Raw genomic sequence first — 21,723 nt, 5'->3', positions numbered from 1 at the left:
TGAATAATTTCTGGCTATGCATTGTTATAGCAAAGCGGCAACAGCTGTGGCGATTTGCAGAAACTTTATCCGCAGCCGTAGCGCAGGCAAATATACCGGAACTTTTGCCCAATCTTATCGGCTTCTGCGACTTGTAGCCTTGATGGCAGTAAAAGCAAAAGCAGTGGATTATAGTTCCGGGAAACAGGTTAAGCTATAACGACAGCAGCATTAAATCTAATACGTTGGCAGGCATTTACATCCATATACCCTTTTGCAGGCAGGCCTGCTACTACTGCGACTTTCATTTCAGTACCTCCATGGGCTTGAAAGAGCAGATGGTGCAGGCCATACAGCAGGAACTGCACCTGCGCCAGGGCTACCTGCAGGGGCAGCCGGTGCAGACCATCTATTTTGGCGGCGGCACTCCCTCGCTGCTCCACCAGCAGGAGCTCGCAGATATTCTGCAGACGGTAAAGCAGCTGTTCGAAGTAGGACCAGACGCTGAAGTCACCTTGGAAGCGAACCCCGACGACCTGACACCGGCTAAGCTGCAGGAGCTGCGGCAGGCGGGCGTGAATCGCCTGAGCATCGGGCTGCAGTCGTTCCATGAGCCGCACTTGCGCCTGATGAACCGCGCCCACACCGCCACCGAAAGCCTGCAATCTGTAAAAGACGCTCAGGAAGCCGGTTTTGATAACATCACTGTTGACCTGATCTATGGCATTCCGGCCCCGGGCCACAGCATCTGGCTGCAGGACCTGGAGCTGCTGTTTTCGCTGCAGGTGCAGCACGTTTCCTGCTATGCCCTCACCATAGAACCCGACACAGTGTTTGGCAGGTGGAGCAAGAAGGGTACTTTTACCGCCCCCGAAGACGAGTTTACGTCCCAGCAGTTTGAAATGCTGCTCACCCAGATGCAGCAGCATGGGTTTGTGCAGTACGAGATATCCAACTTCTGCCAGCCCGGCTATGAGTCGAGGCACAACAGCAACTACTGGCGCGGCGTGCATTACCTGGGCATCGGCCCCAGCGCCCACTCCTTTAACGGACCTACGCGGCAGCACAACGTGGCCCATAACAAGAAGTATATCGATGCGCTGCAGCAGGGGCAGCTGGCCTTTGAGCTCGAAAACCTCAGCCCTGCTGACCAGGCCAACGATTATCTCCTTACCAGCCTCCGCACCAGCTGGGGTTGCGACCTGCAAAAGCTACAACAGGAACTGCACTACGATCTGGCTGCCACCCATGGGGTTTATCTGCAGGGGTTGCAGCAAAAAGAGCTGGCGCAAATCAGCAACAACGTGCTTTACCTTACCGACAAAGGCAAGCTGCTGGCCGACCAGATTACGCTGGACCTGTTTATGTAAGGAGTTGGGATGGCTTTGACATACTATTTTTAAATAAATAACATTCCTCCTGCTGAAGATGATGGTTTCTGTAATAGATTTGCACTGCCATCTTTAACCTAACGCTGCTGAGCCAATGCTTCGACTAGAACCTGTCTATCAATCAGATTGCTTCAAAATAGAAGCTGATCACAAGTATGGCGTATTACGAACGGAGTGGCTGCAAACGGCTGTAAACGATCAGGAGCTGATGAACAGTGGTGTTAGGCTGAACGAGTGCATCAGCAACTCCAACATTACCAAAGTGCTGTCTAATGCACAGCAGTTAGGCTCTATAAGTTCTAAGGCCAAAGATTGGCTCTCGAGCAGCTTTTATGATGAACTGTCGAAATTAGGTGTTGTGAAGTTTGCCAGGGTGCTGCCAAGCAACCTGTTCAGCAAGCTTGCGCTGGAATCTGTTATCACGCGTGCAGAGGCCTTGGGGTGTATCGGTTTTGAGGTAAAGAATTTTGGCGAGGAGAAGGCTGCCGTGGAATGGCTGTTAACCAATGGTCAGTAGGCACAGCAGCAGCAGCAGCAGCAGTGTTCTCCCGAGGGCCTTTTTCATTCAAATAATTTATAAATCGGGCTTTTGGCCATTACGCTAGCTAACCTGGCAATGCTTACTTGGGTGTGCCTATGCCAATTCGTATGAAGTTTTTCCCAGACCATACCCTGAACCTTGCAGCTTGTTATCCAGAAAGGATCTTTTGGGCGAGAGCCTAAGGCAATGGCTACTGGCTATGGAGTTTTTTTTGCATGGCCGCCTTTATGCTTTGGCAGCGTCATCACTTGTTTCATGGCCCGTGTTTTTGTTCTTATTTGTCTTGCTGCCATTAGCCCTCAGGCTAAGAAGGAAAAAGGCCCTCAGACACACTTGACGGTTTTACAAATCGAGCAGCAGCTGTGCTCGTTGGTGAGAGCAAGGGCTGGTCGTGTAGTTTTGCTGGAATAACAGTATAAAAGCGTTTTGCCTAGCCTGACGGCTATGGTCTTGATACAGAACCAAAAAAACAAAACGATTTTTTATCGGGTAGCCCTGCACCCCCACTCGCCGAACGCTCTTTGCAGAGCGCCCCTTCCCACAACAAAGAAAATGTCAATCGGTGCATCTGGCAACTTCATCTGCCCTGTGGCTCCTGCAGGTTTTTTATAGTCAGCCAATGCCATAACAAACCTTTTTTTGCGGGATGATAATAGCAGCCTGTACAGGATTGTTTGTCGGGTATCAGGGCAATTATTCAAATCAAAATGCCCTTCCGGAGGCTATTCCTGCTGCTAAGGGCCAGGCGGTTAATGCTGTTTACGGCAGTAGTAGTAGGCGCAGGATTTTCTTTGGCAGATTATTTAAATTAAAAAGGCCCTTAGAGGGCCTTGCGGTTTGCTGCTGCTGCAGGCGCTAAATAATGGTAGAGAGCAGTGTGGCAACCAGGCCTTTTACGGCAATCAGGGCAGGGCCGGCTGGTGAGGCTGCCGCCTTATCGTTGTCTTCTTCCTCGTTAGAAGACAGCATGTCTTTGAAAAAAGAGATCGGGCTTTCCAGGGCTTCGGCATCCAGTACAGATTTTTGCCCGGGTTTGGCAGTAGCTTTAGAGGGCTTAACCGATTTGGTCTGGCAGGCTTCAAGGCTGGAGGTATCCGGGGAATGGCGCTCAAACCGGTTAGCGGCCAAAGGAGATGCCAGCGCTGACAAGAGCAGCACTGCCACTATCGGCATCACGAAACGATAAGATCTCCATATATTATTCATGCCCAAATGTACACGCATTATTTTGATAAAACAAGAATTAAGTAGGATATTTCTGTGAAATATTTAATTTATAGAGCATGCAACTATTGGGGTGTGACGGCTATCTATTATAGTTTAGAGCCTGCTGTGGGCATTACCGGGCACTGGCGGCCCGAATTACCTTTACCTTTACCGGCACCACGCCCGCCTGCACGGCATTCAGCCTGCTGGCCGCGCTCCCCGACAAGTCTATCACCCGCCCTTTTACAAACGGCCCGCGGTCCGTTATGGTCACCTTCACGGTTTTGTTCGATTTCAGGCTGGTTACCTTTACCCTGGTACCAAACGGCAGCGTGCGGTGGGCAGCGGTGAGTTTGTTGTGCCGGTAAGGCTGGCCGTTAGCCATCTTGCGGCCCTGCAGTTTTTTGCTGTAGTAAGACGCCTGCCCCTCTTCGGTGTAGCCGCGCTGCCCAAACTGGGCGGTTCTGGTGGCGCAGGAGGCCATTCCTGTTAATAGCAGTGCACTGATAAGCCAACGGGTGCAGGCGCGCCCTGCAGAGGCATGTAAAACCGGTAAGGATGTGATCATAAAATAAATACAATTTAATAAGTTATGGCCTTTGCAGCAGGCGCCGGATGGCCATTTTCATTAGCGGAATCTGAGGGCGAGATTTGCGCAGCCGGGTGTGGGGGCTGTGCCTGAGGCAAGAGCAGCAACGCATCACAGATCGTATGCAGAGCACTGCCAAACCAGCAACTGCCTGCTACCTGGATGTATCTCTGAGCTCGTAATTATATACCTCCATCGCCTGCGTCAGCTTGTCTTTCTGGAAGAGCTGAATAACAAAAGGCGTTGCAATAAGGGCAGCGCCGCCATACACGGCCGGCGAAATACTTGAGTAGCCATTTTGCGAGCTGTTGGCCGACGATATAGCGCCATAAGCCAGCACGCCTGCCCCTGCAATAGACATGCCGGTGTAAATGATCTTGTTCCGCCGGTACTGTTTCAGAATAGCCATGCTGGAGGCATTGTCGGCTAAAGCTTGCTGCAGGTTGTTGTAGTTGTACTCATAGAGCGGCCCATGGTCTTTGGAGAAATAATAAATGCGCCGCCGGCTGTGCCCCGGCATGCCCATGCCGTAGCCGTAGGCGCCATACCCATAGTTGTAGTAGTTGCGGCTTGAGTAGAACTTCGAGATCCGTGGCCCTTCGCTGATGCGCTTGGCGAAGGCATCGGTGCTGCTCCCGGGCGCTATGCGGGTAAAGTAGCCCTGGTTGCTCTGGTAAGTGTCTACTAGCTCGATGCCATACTGCAGGCTGTCGTCGAGCAGGAAGTAGTCTGATTTAAAGATGGGCGATTTAATCTGCACCTTGTTGGCATACACTATCTCCCCGGTGCGCAGCTGCAAAAAATATTGGCGGGGCTGCCCCATTGTACTCTGAGCCTCGGCCGACAGACCCATGGTCAGTAAAAAGAGGCAAAGGTTGAAAATCTTTTGTAGGTAAGTCATGTAAAAGATAAAAGTACTATTTAATTTATGTTGATGCCAGGCGCGTGTATAAATTTAGCTTTTGCAGGCAAAAAGTCCTCCTGTCAGATTTTTTTACGGCCAGTTTGCAGCACAAAATGTAGACACGCCCTAATTATACCAGCTAATGAGGCTTTTTGTTAGGACTTAGCCCGCTCAAAACTCATACCAATAATAACCGGCCCGCCCCAATGCGACGGGTATTGCTGAGCCTCTGCAGCCAACTCAGCCGCCTCCGGAATTTTTCCGGTGCATAATTTAAGTTGTGTCCGGTGGCCACACAGGCAAAGCCGTTGCCTCAGGCATGCTGCTGAGCCGGCACTGAGCAAGCAGGATGCGGGATGGCGCAGAAGTAAGTCTTGCGCCGCGATTTCCCCGATGTCTCTTTGCCTGCCCAAAAGTAGAGGCACCCGTAACCGGGGCTTCAGTTACCCTCCAAAAAACAAAGCGGCTTGTGCCATCAGCAGCAGCATCTCATGCCCAATATCTGTATATCGTAATATAAAATTGTATTTTCGAAAATGAAGTTAAAACACTGGTTATGGCCTTGCAGATTGCCTGAGGCAGTGGCCGGATTAAAGCTGTTATTATTAAAGTTCAAACTCATACAAACCAGTATATATGTAAACGGCTGTAAATCAGCAATGTGAATTTAGGAAGAATGTTTTTGTATCTTACTAATATAATGAAACAATACAACCCCCAACAAGCGTTAAATCAGTATCAAGGAGTTGGATTATGAAATTAAGGAAGAATATAAGTTTAGATTATTTCAAGTTTGGCAAGGAGGAGCCAAGAAAGATCTATAGTATTGGATACGAAGATCTGACGACGCTGATCTATTACCAGGACAAAGATAATAAGTACTACTTGGTGATAGCCAAGGAAGATGACAAGCCGCTCGTGCTTGAAAAAAAGATAACGCGAGCCGAGGCATTTAGGTTAATGAATACCCGCCCTTAGAAGCGGGTATTTTTTTTGCTGATTTTATTGCCAAAGTAGCCACAGGGCTGTGTTCCACCAAAAATCAATTGATCCTGGCAGCCATCCCAACCCAACACCTTATGCCCAGCCGGCAGCTGTACCAATAAACCATGCGCAACATAAACAAGTATTACAAAATCGCCTTCATAGGGGCTGCCCTGAACCTGCTGCTACAGCTGATAGTGGCCTTTGCCATAGACCCTCCACTTGCGGCTGTTTTCACGCCTTTCTATCCCGTCTGGGTTATGCTGGTGGTGGTGGGCTGGCGCAAGGAGCATCCTCGCCGCTAACACTGCTAAATTAGTAGCAGCAGCGTATACTCCTGAGGGGCTTTTTCATTCCAATAATTTGCCGCAGTTGGCAGAATCCCCTTGCCCCTGTAAAATTAGGGGCCGATGCTCCTGCTGGAATACATACCAAAAATACCTGTCCCAGCTGCCTTGCTGCAGTCGTCAGGCGCCACTTCAGCAAAAGCATTGGCAGAAACTGCAGAGATAGGGCACTTTTATGGTGAGAAAATTGCTTTTATAATGGGGCAAAAAGCTGAAACCTATGTCTGAAGAAAAGATGATGACCGATACAAACCATGTGGAACACATGTTTCTGCAGGTAGAGAGTAGCGATGCCATATGTATCTTAAATATCGCGGGGCACCCATACCGCTTGCGGGAGCTTATTTTTATGATGATCGAGAATGGATGCCGGGTTATGAAGACCACAGCCGACAGCTATAACACGTTTTCTTTCGACAAGGAGAGCGTAGAAGTATATGATTACCTGACCTCTATTATCAAGGCAAAATTTGTTTAACAAGCTGCCTCATCCTGATTTCAGGCCTCAAGCCCAGGTGGTTAAAGGAAAGCAATAGCTTATGGAGCAATTATAATTAAGAAAGGCTGCCTTACCGGCAGCCTTTCTTAATTATAATTGCTGAATTTTGATTTCTTTCGGATGCGTAGCCGCGTCGTGGTACGGTAGCTTAATCTGCAGTTGGCCATCCTGGTGCACCGCCTCAATGCGTGTAAGGTCTACCTGGGGAGGCAGCATATAGGTTCTGTTAAAGAGCGGTATAGCCACTTTGGAATCTCCATCGCTGTGCAGCATCGACAGCACAGTAAGCTGGTTGTTGTGCAGCACAATCTTAAATAAATTAGAATCTACTCCGGCAGCCCACACCTGTATCACGGCACCTCTTTTATATCTTTTAATGTCTACGTACGTCTCACTAACACCTCCACCGATGGTATTGAACAGGTTAATGTGCTGTGCAATGTTTCGTAAAAACTCTTTGTCTTTTATCAGTTTCATGTCGTCTCCTCTTTCTTATTCGATGTGGTTAGTGCAAAATAAGTGCCACTTATACCTACCCCGGATCTGAAACTAGTCTCTGGTAGGGGCACGACATAATGTCTTGTAAATAGTGCTTCAAAATGCTTTTTAAGGCCATTTTGTCGTTGTATGTTTTACTTTAACATGATCCTGCATCATGAAAGCATGTTTTTACTTGCGGGAATATGGGCTGGTTGAGGAGAGCCCGGAATCTGGAGTTCTAAATTATTCTAATAAAAAACCCCCTCCAGAGCACCCGTTTGCACTTGCTGTTGCTACTTGTGGCTGCAGGTGCTTTCCTGTTCTGTTCTTAAAATATATTTTGCTTGCCTCTCATAATCCTGAAAAGTGGGAGGCCGCAAGTTTCCGTTTTGAGGAAGTAAGGGATTTACAGGCGGGCCTTCATGCCGTTTTATTTATGCAATGAGAGGTATCAGAAAAAAAACTGAGAAGTATCAGTATCTGTAAAAGCTTACTGTAACTTTTAAAAAATAGTAGTTTTTTATGTTGTATAACCGTGCTTCTACGTGTTTTTACTGTGTTACAGCTAGGGTTAATCAGTAATATCCACGGTTGTGTGTTTACCAACTTTCAAACTCCAGTACTTCTCCTCACTATTTTTTTACAGACACCAGCCAAATAAATGACAGGGTCTACTATCTTGTTCTTTTATTTCTATATTTGTACTTTTTAAAGTGCAAACAATGCAAATCTATTTTCAGAACAATTTTGTAAGCCTTTATTTCGACAAGAAGATTTCTTTGGGTAAGGCTGTATGGCGGGGGCATGTGAGAGGGCCGGAACTAAGAGAAGCTTATTTGTTAACTTTAGACTTGATAGATCGCAATTATCTGACGCGCTGGCTTGGCGACGACCGCCTGATGCAATCCATTGCCCCTGACGACCTGCAGTGGAGTTTGGAAGTTTTTATTCCGATGTTGGTCAATAGCTCGCTGCTGCGTATGGCACGGCTCCCGTCTCATTCAGAAGCGAACAGGGAGGGGATACGGGAAATGATTATCCGGGGCCACACCATAGACCATAACCTGATAGTGAGAGATTTTGGTGATGAGCAGGAGGCGATGAGATGGCTGCTGGAGAAATAGCAGGGGGCAACATTGATTCTTGCGGGTTATCTGCTGTGTTTCCAGAAAGGAGCTTTTCTGTGGATGGCCAGCAGCAGCAGAGTACTTCTCCTCCGGAGGGCCTTTTTGATTATCATAATTCTGAATGTCAGCCTTTTATGCTTCTTAAACTGGCTCTACATTATTTGCTTAACCGGACTGAGTTCTCTTCCAGTTTGATTTTAGAAAGGTCTGATGCCTATAAAGCTGCCGGTGGGCATATCTGCCATCGTTTCGAATCTCGAATTTTAAATTTTTAATCTGGCGAAGCTCCAGTGTGGCAGAGGCTGTGGCAACTGAATATCCTGAAAGATGACTTTGCGGTAGATTATGTGCCGGTGAGGAAGCAAGCGCTTATGGCGTTTGGCCAGACACTCGCTGGAGCTGCGCACGCTGCGAGGTCTTCTGCTTATGGCGGTGTTTGCACCGTATATGGGTTATGCAAAAGTCAGTTTCGTTAGAGCCAGGTAAGTATTTTCAAAGAGTGGCCCTACTCGTCTTACCACAGCATACTCTCCAAAAGTAAAACTACCCTGCAGCGGGAAGAGGTGCTAACGTGGTTCGGTGGCCCTGAAGCCTATCAGCAGCAGCACGAAGAGCATGCCACCGACTTCAAAACCATTGCCCCATTTCTGGAACAAGATGAGCTATAACACAAAGACCTCGCAGCGTGCGCAGCTCCTGCGAGTGTCTGGGGGAGCCGTTACAGTTGGCTAGACACTCGCAGGACCTTCGGACACTGCGAGGTCTTTGGTATATGAAGTCAAGTTGAATTACGCTGTTGCTCTTATATCCATACTTGCTGCACCAAATAACCGATCAAATAACTCTATTAGCTGCCTCTCCGACTTTACATGTTCTGTTGATTGAGTATAGATTGGGAAACTATAATGCGGCTCTAAGACCGATACTACCTCTTCTGGCTTGTTTGAACAAACTATTACTTCTGTTCCATGTCTATCAAAGTACTTTTCTATAAGCTGCTTTAGATGAGGCTCAGTTTTGAAAGAACAACCCAATATTACCAATCTTTGATAAGTCTGCAGGTCCCGTGTTAGTTGGCTGTAGTATGCTTTTAAAACAGGGTCTTCTTTAATCAAAGTCTCTTTAAGCTTAGGACTATTATAAATCATAACCGGATTATCATTTACAATTTTCCTGCCTACCTTTGAGGTAGAGTATTTACCTCTTTTATACTTGTAAGAGCCATGTAAATGAGCCATGAGATATGGTAAGCTTTTTAGCTTCCAAGGTTGAAACTCACTGAAGTAGAAGCTATCCTTAAATAGGTACTCTTGTCCTTGATTGTCTATCCCACGCCGTGTTAACAAAGTATCAAGTATACCATCATAGTTTAAGGTGTAGATATGCATCTTGCTAATGTTGTTCTTTATGAGGAGCTCCAAGAAGTTTTCTCCAAGGTTTGGCAGGAGCCTTTTGATGTTGCTATAGCCTCCTCTCTTTTCAAATTCTGTAGAGCGATAGCCAATTCTTTTAATTTCGTTCTGAAGGAGGTTCTGATGTGAAGCTGCAGAGTACTCAATATCGTAATCCCTACTCATCATGTTTTTAAATAAACTAGATTCAAAGACAGATTGGAAGTATTGCATTATCTCTTCACCATTTTTGGATGGGAAAGCTAGAGTTGGACTATTGAGAATGTCATCTAATTCTCCCCATAGGTTGTTTATCCTTAGAAGGTCGTCATATGTTTGTTCTAGTTCTATTCTAAGGTGGTAATTTGATTTTTCTTGTGTGTATTGTTTAACTATACCTGCAATAATATAGTTAAAACCGCTGCCGACTATGGTAACAGTATCCATTTCGTGTTTTGGTGGGCTAAAGTTGAGACAATACAATTCCATCTGCTGATTCTTACCAGCAATAACATAGGGTGGACTTAATAAGAGGAAAATAAAAGGAGGACTAGGATTAGCCCTCCTTATTTAATTTAGCTATCTACGATCCGCAAGCCTCGCAGGAATCCGGATCATCTAGGGAGCAGGCCATGTCGCTGCGGTTCTGGTCTTGGCTGCTGTATACCGGCGATAGCGTTTCGGCAGCCTGTTTCTCTACTGTGAACTTGATGGCGTCTACAGCGGCTTTGGTGCGCAGGTAGTACATGCCGGTTTTCAGGCCTTTCTTCCAGGCGTGGAAGTGCATGGATGTCAGCTTACCGAAGTTCACGTTCATCACGTGCAGGTTCAGCGACTGGCTCTGGCAGATGTAAGCGCCACGGTCGGCACTCATATCAATAACTGTACGCTGGCTGATCTCCCACACCGTTTTGTACAGGTCTTTGATGTTCTGCGGAATGTTCGGAATGTCCTGCACCGAGCCGTTGGCTGCGATAATGGCATTCTTCATTCTGTCGTTCCAGATGCCCAGGCCGATCAGGTCTTTGAGCAGGTGCTTGTTCACCACCATAAACTCACCACTCAGCACGCGGCGCACATAAATGTTAGAGGTATATGGCTCAAACGACTCGTTGTTGCCCAGTATCTGTGCTGTAGAAGCAGTTGGCATTGGCGCCAGCAACAGCGAGTTGCGCACGCCATGCTCCATTACCTCTTTGCGCAGTTCTTCCCAATCCCAACGGCCAGACTCTGGCGTTACACCCCACATATCGAACTGGAACCTGCCTTCTGACAGCGGAGAGCCTTTAAACGACTCGTACGCGCCATTCTTCTTGGCCAGATCCTTAGAAGCCGTCATGGCAGCGAAATAGATCGTCTCGAAAATGTCTTTGTTCAGGCCACGTGCTTCTTCGCTCTCGAAAGGCATGCGCAGGTGAATAAAGGTATCGGCTAGGCCTTGTACACCCAACCCGATAGGGCGGTGGCGCATATTAGAGTTGCGCGCTTCCGGCACCGGATAATAATTTATGTCAATAACCTTGTTCAGGTTTTTGGTTACGTGGTAGGTTACATCGAACAGCTTCTGGTGGTCGAACGTTTTGTGGCCGTTCTCCTCTTTTACAAAGCGTGGCAGCGCCAGCGACGCTAGGTTACACACGGCAACCTCATTCTCGTCGGTGTACTCCATGATCTCGGTACAGAGGTTGGAGCTCTTAATGGTGCCCAGGTTCTGCTGATTGCTCTTGCTGTTGGCGGCATCTTTGTAGAGCATATACGGCGTGCCCGTCTCTATTTGCGACTCCAGCACGGCAAACCACAGGTCCTGCGCTTTCACGGTTTTGCGGGCACGGCCTTCACGCTCGTATTTCTCGTAGAGGCGCTCAAATTCTGTACCCCAGCAGTCGGCCAGGCCAGGCGCTTCGTGCGGGCAGAACAGGCTCCAGTCGCCGTTCTCCTCCACGCGCTTCATAAACAAGTCTGGTGTCCAGAGGGCGTAGAACAGGTCGCGGGCGCGGTTCTCTTCTTTCCCGTGGTTCTTCTTCAGGTCCAGGAATTCGAAGATATCAGCGTGCCAGGGCTCCAGGTAAATAGCAAAGGCACCTTTACGCTTGCCACCACCCTGGTCTACGTAGCGGGCCGTGTCGTTAAACACCTTCAGCATGGGTATAATGCCGTTGCTCGTACCGTTGGTGCCTTTAATATAAGAGCCGGTGGCGCGTACGTTGTGGATGCTCAGACCGATACCGCCTGCACTCTGCGAGATCTGCGCGCATTGCTTCAACGTGTCGTAGATGCCCGGTATGCTATCGTCTTTCATAGTAAGCAGGAAACACGAAGAAAGCTGCGGCTTGGGCGTGCCGGCGTTGAAGAGCGTTGGCGTGGCGTGCGTAAACCACTTTTCAGACATGAGATTATAAGTCTCGATGGCAGATTCGATGTCGTCTTTGTGGATACCCACAGCCACGCGCATGAGCATGTGTTGCGGACGCTCTACTATTCTTCCGTCCAGGCGCAGCAGGTAGGAGCGCTCCAGCGTTTTGTAGCCAAAATAGTCGTAGTTGTAGTCGCGGTCGTAAATAATGGTCGAGTCGAGGGTGGCGGCATGCTTCCGGATGATCTCGTACACATCTTTTGCGATAAGCGAGGCGTTCTCACCGGTCTTAGGGTCTACGTAGGTGTAGAGGCGCTTCATGGTGTTGGAGAACGACTTGCTGGTAACCTTGTGCAGGTTAGAGATGGCAATTCGTGCTGCCAGCACCGCATAGTCGGGGTGCTTGGTGGTAAGCGAGGCAGCCGTTTCAGCAGCCAGGTTATCCAGCTCCACGGTGGTCACACCATCGTAAATGCCATCGATCACTTTCTTGGCCACCTCAATCGGCGACACATAGTCCATGTTCAGGGCATAGCACAGCTTCTCGATGCGTGCGGTAATTTTATCGAATTTTACGGATTCGCGACGGCCGTCTCTTTTAACTACTAACATAGCGTATACATTTAGCGGGGGTAAAGGGCCCGGGTTATCAATTAGTACAAGTGTATATTTAAGCTTCTGATTAAACAGAAGATGGAGTCCAGGTCATGGCACACACAGCCATACGAGCAAAGCAGCGTAAGTCGTTGTAGTACAAACATTTATAGATAAATAAAAATATTTTTGCTATATACAGAGAGGCAGATATCGGTCAGGCACTGGTGTGCCGCCTGAACTTTTGGAGCGTTGTATCTGCCTTGGAAAACGTATTGGTTCTTTCTATACAGCGTAAGGTGAAAACTGCAGGCGCCACGTGTTATTTAACATAGGCAGCGCCTGCATGTGGTTTTCTAAAAATCCTCGTCGAGCGAGAACATCTTCTTGTCTTTGTCGCCGCCCACACCTGCTTTCTGGTATTCGCCTACGCGCTTCTCGAAGAAGTTGGTCTTGCCTTGCAGCGAGATCATCTCCATAAAGTCGAATGGGTTGGTGGAGTTGTAGATCTTGCTGCAGCCCAGCTCGCCCAGCAGGCGGTCGGCCACAAACTCAATGTACTGGCTCATCAGCTTTGCGTTCATCCCGATCAGGTCTACCGGCAGGGCATCGGTTACGAACTCCTGCTCTATTTTAACCGCATCGCGTATAATTTCCTGTACCCGTTCTTCAGGCAGCTTGTTCTCCAGCATCGAGTACAGCAGGCAGGCAAAGTCGCAATGCAGGCCCTCGTCGCGGCTGATCAGCTCGTTAGAGAAGGTAAGGCCCGGCATCAGGCCACGCTTCTTCATCCAGAAAATGGAGCAGAAGGAGCCGGAGAAGAAAATGCCCTCTACGGCAGCAAACGCAATAAGGCGCTCGGCAAAATTTTCGCTTTCGATCCAGCGTAGCGCCCACTCGCCTTTTTTGCCAACGGCGGGCACCGTTTCCAGTGCGTTAAAAAGGTGGTCTTTCTCTTTCTGGTTCTTCACATAAGTGTCGATCAGCAAAGAGTAGGTTTCTGAGTGGATGTTCTCCATCATGATCTGGAAACCATAGAAGCAGCGGGCTTCCGGGATCTGCACCTCGTTCATGAAGTTGATCGCCAGGTTCTCGTTCACAATCCCGTCTGAGGCGGCAAAGAACGCCAGCACATGGCTGATAAAATGCCTCTCGCCATCGTTCAGATTTTCCCAGTCTTTGAGATCCTGCGAGAGGTCGATCTCCTCTGCTGTCCAGAAGCTGGCTTCTGCCAGCTTGTACATTTTCCAAACGGCATCGTGCTGTATCGGGAACAAGACGAAACGGTTTGGGTTCTCTTTTAGTATTGGCTCCATAAACACGTAAGCTTTATAGTTAAGGCACCCTGGTGAAACAGTCTGTCTCGGGGCGCAATTGATTTTATAGGAATGAGTGGCGGCATTTTCTGTCACTCTGCAATATCAGGACTTCAAATATATGGAATAGAACTTGAAATCGGGGGCTAAAGTTTTTCAATTTCTCCACACTTTTGTAATCTATTGATTGTCTGACGATTACATCAAAATAAACAGCCTTATAAACATCTGCAATTGTTTATATTTTCATGTGTGAATACCTTGAGGCCGGGCAGCAACAGCTCTATCAGCTAAAGAAAATACCATGAAAGCATAACAGTAAGATAATATAACAGGCTCATGCCTTGCGATAATACAAATCGTTATGGAGCCCGGAGCAGGTGTTGTTACGGGAGTCGGCAGAGGGGCAGCGCTAATTTGTGGACAACTCACAACTCGATATTTTGGGATATACACCTGTTGTTCAGGTTCTTACACCGTTGTTTTGGGTGTCTAAATTTTTGTGTCGTGGATTTCAACATCGTTATCCACATCTGTGTGTATAACAGTGCAAAACTGCTATAAAACAAATTAAGGCACAAGTGTTTGCATAATACGAAATAGTGCCGTACTTTTGCAGACTAAAATTTTAATTATACATTGAAGCTGATGTACGCAATTGTAGAAATCGCAGGTCAACAGACCAAAGTAGAAAACGGCAAGTTTATCTACGCTAGCAAGCTTTCCGGCAACGATGGTGACGCCGTTGAGTTCACCAATGTTCTTCTTACCGATGATAATGGCACAATCACTGTAGGCGCTCCTTTCGTAGACGGCGTTAAAGTAACCGGCAAAATCCTTGGCAACGTGAAAGGCGATAAAATTATCGTTTTCAAAAAGAAGAGAAGAAAAGGATACCGCAAGAAGAATGGTCACCGCCAGCACTTCACCAAGGTCCTGATCGAGAGCATTGGATAAGCAAGCAGTAAGAAGAATTTAATCGTTTTGAAAATTTTCGGGTCTGGCAACAGCCTGAACTAAATAGTTAAAGAAAATGGCACACAAAAAAGGAGCTGGTAGTTCTAACAACGGTCGCGAATCGCATTCCAAACGACTTGGTGTTAAGATTTATGGTGGCCAGGATATCATCGCTGGTAACATCATTGTAAGACAAAGAGGCACTGCGCACCACCCAGGCCAAAACGTAGGTATCGGTAAAGACCATACCCTGTTTGCTCTGGTAGATGGCGTAGTTGAGTTCAGAAAAGGAAGAAAAGATCGTTCTTTCGTGTCTGTACTTCCTAAAGCACAAGCGGAAGCCTAATCTTGCACTGCTTCGGCAGTTGCAATTCAAAAAAGGGATGCCATCTGGCATCCCTTTTTTGTTTGTGCAGCGGCAGCGGAGGCTCGGTAGGGCTGTTTTCATTCAAATAATTGCTGGTTGCTGCTGGTTGGCTGTTAATTGTTAAATCGCCGCATTGTTAAATGATTGGTTTGGAGCGGGAGCTTAATGAGGAAACACAACTGATTAATAGCTACCGCCGGGCGTAGTCTGAAACCGCCCAGCGAGGAAGAAAAATCCTGTGTCCTGCGTCTTGTGTCTTATGTCCAAAAAGGCCTCCAGAGCTCATCTTGTAGGGGAAAATAAGGCTTCTGTTTCCTGAATTTTGCGCTGGTGCGCGCTTGCCGCTCGTACTTTCCTATCAAGCCTTGCCAGAATGGGCCAAAGCAACTTGTTATAGATCAGTTCTTTTTAGCACATTTGGTACAAGCGGCAAGCGCGCACCAGCGACCTGCTTTCCCTGCAAGATGAGCTCTGGAGGGCCATTTTCATTCGAATAATTCCCCCTCCAAACAGCCTGCTGCTCCTTTATCCCGCTCACTCAAATTGCGGCGAAAATGCTGAACCTCCCTTTGAGCTACTAAAAATCATAAGTTGTTAGCCTGAAAATTTCATTTCTTCCAAATATCTGCTTACCTTGCAGGTTCTTATCAAGAAAGACTGAGGGACAGGGCCCGTCGACGTCTTAGCAACCTTGGGTGATGCCAAGGTGCTAACTCCCTCCTGGTAACCATAGCCAGGGAAGATAAGACTGTGCATCCTTCCTTCGGGTGTCCTTCTTGATAAGCGATAACGGCTGTAGAAACAAGAGAAGAGAGACACCAACACATGAAAAACCATCCTATTTACAAGCTGCTGCAGGAGCGCGTACTGGTGCTCGACGGCGCCATGGGTACCATGATTCAGCGGTACGAGCTACAGGAGCAAGACTTCCGGGGCGACCGCTTTAAAGACCACCCCAGCGACCTGAAAGGCAACAACGACCTGCTTTCGCTTACCCGCCCCGATATAATCAGGCAGATCCACCTCGATTACCTGGAGGCTGGCGCCGACATCATAGAGACGAACACCTTTAGTGGCACCACCATCGCAATGGCCGATTACCACCTCGAGCACATCGTGTACGAGCTCAACTACGAGTCGGCCCGCATTGCGCGCGAGGCAGCAGATGAAGTAACCGCCAAAAATCCGGCCAAGCCGCGTTTAGTGGCGGGCGCCATCGGCCCCACCAACCGCACGGCGTCTCTCTCTCCGGATGTAAACAACCCCGGTTACCGCGCCATCACCTTCGACCAACTGGTGGAGGCTTATTACGAGCAGGTGAAAGGGCTGGTAGAAGGCGGCTGCGATGTGCTGCTCATCGAAACCGTGTTTGACACCCTGAACTGCAAGGCGGCTCTTTTTGCGGCCGAACAGTTTGTGATAGATGGTGGCAAGAAACTGCCGATCATGGTTTCCGGCACCATTACCGATGCCAGCGGCCGTACCTTGTCAGGCCAGACGGTGGAGGCTTTCTGGAACTCGATCTCACATGCACCTATCGTGAGTGTTGGCTTTAATTGCGCCCTGGGCGCACGTCAGCTTAAAACCCACATCCAGGAACTATCGCGCATCTCCGATATTTATATTAGTGCCTACCCGAACGCCGGTCTGCCAAACGCCTTCGGTGGCTACGACGAAACAGCCGACGAAATGGGAGCCATTGTGGAGGAGTACCTGCAGGAAGGGCTGGTGAACATACTCGGGGGCTGTTGCGGCACTACGCCATCGCACATCAGGCGCATTGCCGAACTGGCTGCCCAACACACGCCACGTAAACCCTCTGTTATAGAGCCATTACCGCGCTACAGCGGTTTGGAGCCACTTACCATTACGCCGGAACTGCTGTTTGTAAACGTGGGCGAACGCACCAACGTAACCGGTTCCCGCAAATTTGCCCGCCTTATTGTAGAAGGTCAGTTTGAAGAGGCGCTCGCCGTTGCCCGTCAGCAGGTAGAGGGCGGAGCTCAGATCATCGACGTGAACATGGACGAAGGCATGCTCGACTCGGAGCAGGCCATGACCAACTTCCTCAACCTCATCGCCTCCGAGCCCGACATCTCCAAGCTACCTATCATGATCGACTCCTCTAAATGGAGTGTGATAGAAGCCGGTTTGAAATGCGTGCAGGGCAAATCCATTGTAAACTCCATCAGCTTAAAAGAAGGCGAAGACGCTTTCCGGAAACTCGCCCGCAAGGTGCGCCAGTACGGCGCAGCGGTGGTCGTGATGGCCTTTGATGAGCAGGGACAAGCCGACACGCTGGCACGTCGCCAGGAAATCTGCGGCCGCTCTTACCGCATTCTGGTAGACGAAGTAGGCTTCCCGCCACAGGACATCATTTTCGACCCAAACATATTAGCCATTGCCACTGGTATAGAAGAGCATAACAATTATGCGGTGGAGTACCTCGATTCGGTGCGCTGGATCAAAGAAAACCTGCCGCATGCCCTGGTAAGCGGTGGGGTGAGTAACCTGTCCTTCTCCTTCAGAGGAAACGACCTGGTGCGGGAGGCCATGCACACCGTGTTCCTGTACTACGCCGTACAAGCTGGCATGGACATGGGCATTGTGAATGCCGGCATGATGGGCATTTACGAAGAAATTCCGCTGGAGCTGCGCGACCTGATCGAGGATGTGATCTTTAACCGTCACCCCGATGCCACCGAAAAACTGGTAAACTATGCCGAAACCGTGAAAGGCAAAGGCAAGTCAGCCTCCGGAGCAGATAATGCCTGGCGCGATGCACCGGTAGAGGAGCGCCTGAAGCACTCACTGGTAAAAGGTATTGTGGAGTTTATCGACGAAGACACCGAAGAAGCCCGACAGAAAGCCATCAAAACACTCGACGTGATTGAAGGCCCCTTAATGGCTGGCATGTCGGTAGTGGGCGACTTGTTCGGAGCCGGCAAGATGTTCCTGCCCCAGGTGGTGAAGAGCGCCCGCGTGATGAAGAAGTCCGTGGCTTACCTGCTGCCCTTCATGGAGAAGGAGAAACTGGCATCCGACACCTCGAAGTCGACGGCTGGTACCATTCTGATGGCAACCGTGAAAGGCGACGTGCACGACATCGGCAAAAACATTGTAGGGGTGGTGCTCGCCTGCAACAACTACGAAGTAATAGACATGGGCGTAATGGTGCCCCTCGACAAAATACTGGCAGAGGCAGAAGCACAGAAAGTAGATATTATCGGCCTGAGCGGCTTAATTACGCCTTCTCTGGACGAGATGACCTACGTGGCACAGGAGATGGAACGACGTGGCCTGAAAATTCCGTTGCTGATCGGCGGCGCTACCACCTCGCGTATTCACACCGCTGTGAAAATCGCGCCGAAGTACAGTGGCCCTGTCGTACACGTGCACGACGCCTCGCGCAGCGTAACCGTAGTGAGCAGCCTGCTCAGCAGCAGCCACGAAACCTACGAAGCTGAAATACGCGCCGAATACCAGAAGCTCCGCGAAGACCACCACGGTCGCACCAAAGATCGCGCCTTCGCCACGATAGCAGAGGCCAGAGCCAACAAGTTCAAGGTAGACTGGCAGGCATCGCAGCCCGTGAAGCCAAACTTATTGGGCAACAAGGTATTTACAAATTTCCCGCTTCATGAGATCGTGCCTTATATTGACTGGACACCGTTTTTCCACACCTGGGAGCTCAAGCGCCAGTACCCTAAGATCCTGAACGACCCGGAACTGGGAGCTGAGGCAACCAAATTATTTGCCGATGCGCAGGAAATGCTGCAGCAAATTGTAGATGAACAGCTCCTGGAGGCGCGTGCGGTGGTCGGTTTCTATCCGGCCAACGTAGAGGCCGACGACACCATTGAGGTCTATGCCGACGATTCACGTGGAAACCTGCTCACCGAGTTCCACACACTGCGCCAGCAGGGCAAGAAAGGCGCTAAAGTACCAAACATGGCTTTCTCTGATTTTCTGGCTCCCAAAGAAACAGGTGTGCAGGATTATATAGGAGGTTTTGCCGTGTCGGCAGGTTTCGGTATAGAGAAGCTGATAGAGAAGTACGAAGCAGACCACGACGACTACCGCTCTATTATGGTAAAAGCCCTGGCCGACCGCCTGGCAGAAGCCTTTGCAGAACTCATGCACGCCAAAGTGCGGAAAGAGCTGTGGGGTTATGCACCTGACGAGCAACTCGGAAACGACGAACTGATAAAGGAGCAGTACCAAGGCATACGGCCGGCGCCAGGCTACCCCGGCTGCCCCGACCATACCGAGAAGATCACACTCTTTAACCTGCTGAAGGCAGAGGAGCAGACCGGCATTATCCTGACGGAGAACCTGGCCATGTACCCGGCCTCTTCGGTTAGCGGTCTGTACTTCTCGCATCCGGAGTCGCGCTATTTCGGCCTCGGCAAAATCGGCGAAGACCAGGTAGCCGACATTGCCCGCCGCAAAGGCATGCCACAGGAAGAACTGGAGCGCTGGTTATCGCCCGTTCTCAACTACGATCCAACAACAGTGCAGCAACCAGCTTAATTTGACTTTATCGTAGCACGTATCACGTAGCACGTATTGCGACAACATATACTTTGGCAGCAGTTTCCATGAACAGAAGTCGTGTATCGTGCTACGTGATACATGATACGCCATCACCCGAAATATATACATGAAAGTAACGGAACATTTTAATAACGCTCAGAAAACCTTATTTACCTTCGAAATACTGCCTCCACTGAAAGGAGAGAACATGCGTACCCTGTTCGACCACATCGATCCGCTGATGGAGTTTAAGCCGCCTTTCATAGACGTGACCTACCACCGCGAGGAGTATGTGTACAAGCAGCGGGAGAACGGCCTGCTCGAGAAGATCACTACCCGCAAGCGGCCTGGCACCGTAGGAATCTGTGCGGCCATCCAGAACTACTACAAAGTAGACACAGTGCCTCACCTGATCTGCGGTGGCTTTAATAGAGAAGAAACCGAAAATGCACTTATAGATTTGCACTTTCTGGGTATCGACAATGTGCTGGTGCTCCGCGGCGACTGCGTGAAAAACGAGTCGCGGTTCACGCCGGAGCCAGGTGGCCACGCCTATGCCACCGAGCTGATAGACCAGGTGGTGAACATGAACAACGGCCGATACCTAGATGATGAGCAAACCTTCAAGAACAGCACCGACTTCTGCATTGGCGTGGCTGGCTACCCCGAAAAGCATTCCGAAGCGCCCAACCTGAAGGCCGATCTGCGCTGGCTGAAGAAGAAAATTGAACTGGGAGCTGACTATATCGTAACGCAGATGTTTTTCGACAACCAGAAATACATCAACTTTGTGAATCTCTGCCGCGAGGAAGGCATAAACGTGCCCATAATTCCGGGGTTGAAGCCACTCACGACCAAGTCGCAACTCTCTGCACTACCAAACTTCTTCCACATAGATATTCCGTGCGAACTGGCGGAGGCGGTAGAGGCCTGCAAAGACAACAAAGAAGTTACGCAGGTGGGAGTAGAGTGGGCCATTCAGCAGTCGAAAGGCTTGATGGAGTTTGGCGTACCGTGCCTCCACTATTACTCCATGGGCCGTTCAGGCTCTGTAAGGCAAGTTGCCGAAGCCCTGTTTTAGCAGGCATAGAAAGCAGGTTTAAATAAAGGCTATGGCTCGTGCCATAGCCTTTGTTGTTTAGCGCCCAACTCCTGCAGAAGAACAGGCTAACAATTAAATGGCAGCTTTATGAAGTATATGGTTATATATAGCAAACCTGATGTGCGATGCCCTTCATCAATTTGCTTGCGGTGTATCCGTTAGCGGGTTCAACTCCTTGTTTAGATAAGAAATATCCTGTTTGAGCGGCTTGTGCAGCCGGTTGAGCAGATGTTGGTGCGGAGATGGAATTTATAATGGCTATATTTCAACTGGTTAATCCTATGTAAATCCTTCTCCTCATGAAAAAATTGATTTTTATCTGTGCCTCGCTTCTTACCCTTCTTGTGATTCCTTCGTTTGCTCAAGGCCAGGGCACGGCCAAAGCGAACACAAGGGCCGCTGCTAAGTCAAAATCGGATACTGACCAGGAAAAAAAGGCTGCCGAATGGGTAGGCTCGCTAGATCTGAAAAATGCTGCCAAAGAGGCGCGGCTGCAGGAGGTAGTGGCAACCCACCTGAAAACAATACGCGACTGGCATAACGAGCATCCCTATACCACCGTACCGGCTGGCATAAATCCGGTTACCGGCAATCGCCTTAGCGACCTGGACCGCCAGGTAATTGCCAATTCTGCCATGCCGCAATCTGTGCATGAGAACCTGATGGCGGGCCTCCGGAAAGACTTAAGCGAGGAGCAGGTGGAAGCCATACTAGACAAGTATACCGTAGGCAAAGTACCTTTCACTATGAAAGCCTACCGTGAAATAGTGCCGAACCTGACGCCGGAGGAGGAGGCAACCATTCTGGGTTTCCTGAAGCAGGCCCGTGAGCAGGCAGTAGATTATAAGAACATGAACCAGATATCCGCCATTTTCGAAATCTACAAAACCAAAGCCGAAAATTACCTGAACACTAACGGGCGCAACTGGAGAGAAATGTACAAAGCCTATACCGACGAAATTAAAGCCAGAAAAGCAGCCGAACAAAAAGCTAAAGCGGCAAAGTAAGTTTTTTCGTATAATAGCCTATTTCATATATATAAGTCTGCCAACCATGTTCA

20 protein-coding genes and 1 riboswitch are annotated in these 21,723 nt (G+C 49.2%); of the genes, 13 read left to right on the top strand and 7 right to left on the bottom strand.

Translation table 11 applies throughout. The features are described 5' to 3' along the window. The first annotated feature begins 224 nt into the window (after positions 1-224). Both hemW and FJM74_RS08885 read left to right on the top strand, forming a co-directional pair. Positions 225-1,349, top strand: a complete 1,125-nt coding sequence (gene hemW / locus FJM74_RS08890) for a radical SAM family heme chaperone HemW (protein ID WP_187262246.1) — start codon at positions 225-227, stop codon at positions 1,347-1,349. Between the two features lie 115 nt (positions 1,350-1,464). Further along, the gene (locus FJM74_RS08885; protein WP_187262245.1) at positions 1,465-1,887 is read left to right on the top strand and encodes a hypothetical protein; all 423 of its coding nucleotides are present in this window, start codon (positions 1,465-1,467) and stop codon (positions 1,885-1,887) included. Positions 1,888-2,766: 879 nt separating this feature from the next. Here FJM74_RS08885 and FJM74_RS08880 read toward each other — a convergent pair. The 3 genes from FJM74_RS08880 to FJM74_RS08870 form a co-directional block, all read right to left on the bottom strand. Continuing rightward, positions 2,767-3,117, bottom strand: a complete 351-nt coding sequence (locus FJM74_RS08880) for a hypothetical protein (RefSeq protein WP_187262244.1) — start codon at positions 3,115-3,117, stop codon at positions 2,767-2,769. A 133-nt stretch (positions 3,118-3,250) separates the two neighbouring features. Further along, positions 3,251-3,685: a septal ring lytic transglycosylase RlpA family protein gene (locus FJM74_RS08875; RefSeq protein ID WP_187262243.1), complete on the bottom strand. Its 435-nt coding sequence runs from the start codon at positions 3,683-3,685 to the stop codon at positions 3,251-3,253. Positions 3,686-3,860: 175 nt separating this feature from the next. Beyond that, on the bottom strand, positions 3,861-4,607 hold the full coding sequence (locus FJM74_RS08870) for a hypothetical protein (protein WP_187262242.1): 747 nt from the start codon (positions 4,605-4,607) through the stop codon (positions 3,861-3,863). A 1,112-nt stretch (positions 4,608-5,719) separates the two neighbouring features. Between FJM74_RS08870 and FJM74_RS08865 the strand changes: the two genes are divergently transcribed. The 3 genes from FJM74_RS08865 to FJM74_RS08855 all read left to right on the top strand — a co-directional run bounded on the left by FJM74_RS08865 (position 5,720) and on the right by FJM74_RS08855 (position 6,419). Next, entirely contained in the window at positions 5,720-5,899 is a 180-nt protein-coding gene (locus FJM74_RS08865; protein ID WP_187262241.1) for a hypothetical protein, read from the top strand. Positions 5,900-6,004: 105 nt separating this feature from the next. Further along, positions 6,005-6,169 (top strand): hypothetical protein, encoded by a 165-nt coding sequence (locus FJM74_RS08860; RefSeq protein ID WP_187262240.1) that lies wholly within the window; start codon positions 6,005-6,007, stop codon positions 6,167-6,169. Next, positions 6,162-6,419, top strand: coding sequence for a hypothetical protein (locus FJM74_RS08855; protein ID WP_187262239.1), 258 nt, complete (start codon positions 6,162-6,164; stop codon positions 6,417-6,419). The genes FJM74_RS08860 and FJM74_RS08855 overlap by 8 nt, the downstream gene beginning before the upstream one ends. A 111-nt stretch (positions 6,420-6,530) precedes the next feature. On the opposite strand, the gene FJM74_RS08850 is transcribed toward FJM74_RS08855, so the two are convergent. Further along, on the bottom strand, positions 6,531-6,917 hold the full coding sequence (locus FJM74_RS08850) for an Hsp20/alpha crystallin family protein (RefSeq protein ID WP_187262238.1): 387 nt from the start codon (positions 6,915-6,917) through the stop codon (positions 6,531-6,533). Positions 6,918-7,095: 178 nt separating this feature from the next. On the opposite strand from FJM74_RS08850, the gene FJM74_RS08845 reads away from it, so the two are divergent. The 3 genes from FJM74_RS08845 (at position 7,096) to FJM74_RS08835 (ending at position 8,322) form a co-directional block, all read left to right on the top strand. Next, a complete protein-coding gene (locus tag FJM74_RS08845; protein ID WP_187262237.1) occupies positions 7,096-7,365 on the top strand; it encodes a hypothetical protein in 270 nt (89 codons plus the stop codon). Between the two features lie 277 nt (positions 7,366-7,642). Then, entirely contained in the window at positions 7,643-8,044 is a 402-nt protein-coding gene (locus tag FJM74_RS08840; protein ID WP_187262236.1) for a hypothetical protein, read from the top strand. Then, complete coding sequence (locus tag FJM74_RS08835) at positions 8,026-8,322, top strand: hypothetical protein (RefSeq protein ID WP_187262235.1); 297 nt, start codon at positions 8,026-8,028, stop codon at positions 8,320-8,322. The genes FJM74_RS08840 and FJM74_RS08835 overlap by 19 nt, the downstream gene beginning before the upstream one ends. A 513-nt stretch (positions 8,323-8,835) precedes the next feature. On the opposite strand, the gene FJM74_RS08830 is transcribed toward FJM74_RS08835, so the two are convergent. The 3 genes from FJM74_RS08830 to FJM74_RS08820 all read right to left on the bottom strand — a co-directional run bounded on the left by FJM74_RS08830 (position 8,836) and on the right by FJM74_RS08820 (position 13,701). Beyond that, entirely contained in the window at positions 8,836-9,885 is a 1,050-nt protein-coding gene (locus FJM74_RS08830; RefSeq protein WP_187262234.1) for an SIR2 family protein, read from the bottom strand. A 136-nt stretch (positions 9,886-10,021) separates the two neighbouring features. Beyond that, positions 10,022-12,403, bottom strand: a complete 2,382-nt coding sequence (locus FJM74_RS08825; protein WP_187262233.1) for a ribonucleoside-diphosphate reductase subunit alpha — start codon at positions 12,401-12,403, stop codon at positions 10,022-10,024. 338 nt (positions 12,404-12,741) lie between these two features. After that, positions 12,742-13,701: a ribonucleoside-diphosphate reductase small subunit gene (locus tag FJM74_RS08820; RefSeq protein ID WP_187262232.1), complete on the bottom strand. Its 960-nt coding sequence runs from the start codon at positions 13,699-13,701 to the stop codon at positions 12,742-12,744. Between the two features lie 648 nt (positions 13,702-14,349). On the opposite strand from FJM74_RS08820, the gene rplU reads away from it, so the two are divergent. The 5 genes from rplU (at position 14,350) to FJM74_RS08795 (ending at position 21,670) form a co-directional block, all read left to right on the top strand. Further along, positions 14,350-14,658, top strand: coding sequence for a 50S ribosomal protein L21 (gene rplU / locus FJM74_RS08815; protein ID WP_187262231.1), 309 nt, complete (start codon positions 14,350-14,352; stop codon positions 14,656-14,658). Between the two features lie 76 nt (positions 14,659-14,734). Beyond that, positions 14,735-15,004, top strand: coding sequence for a 50S ribosomal protein L27 (gene rpmA, locus FJM74_RS08810; RefSeq protein ID WP_187262230.1), 270 nt, complete (start codon positions 14,735-14,737; stop codon positions 15,002-15,004). A gap of 662 nt (positions 15,005-15,666) precedes the next feature. After that, a riboswitch (SAM riboswitch) is annotated at positions 15,667-15,774 on the top strand. A 76-nt stretch (positions 15,775-15,850) separates the two neighbouring features. Beyond that, the gene (gene metH / locus FJM74_RS08805; protein WP_187262229.1) at positions 15,851-19,558 is read left to right on the top strand and encodes a methionine synthase; all 3,708 of its coding nucleotides are present in this window, start codon (positions 15,851-15,853) and stop codon (positions 19,556-19,558) included. Between the two features lie 130 nt (positions 19,559-19,688). Continuing rightward, positions 19,689-20,642, top strand: coding sequence for a methylenetetrahydrofolate reductase [NAD(P)H] (gene metF / locus FJM74_RS08800; RefSeq protein ID WP_187262228.1), 954 nt, complete (start codon positions 19,689-19,691; stop codon positions 20,640-20,642). A gap of 320 nt (positions 20,643-20,962) precedes the next feature. After that, positions 20,963-21,670, top strand: coding sequence for a DUF3826 domain-containing protein (locus tag FJM74_RS08795; RefSeq protein WP_187262227.1), 708 nt, complete (start codon positions 20,963-20,965; stop codon positions 21,668-21,670). The last annotated feature ends 53 nt before the right edge of the window (positions 21,671-21,723 follow it).

Origin of the sequence: Pontibacter beigongshangensis (assembly GCF_014332515.1) — a bacterium.
GTDB classification, from domain to species: Bacteria; Bacteroidota; Bacteroidia; order Cytophagales; family Hymenobacteraceae; genus Pontibacter; species Pontibacter beigongshangensis.
The sequence above is the reverse complement of the archived record's forward strand: the minus strand, read 5'-3'. Positions and strand labels throughout refer to the sequence as shown.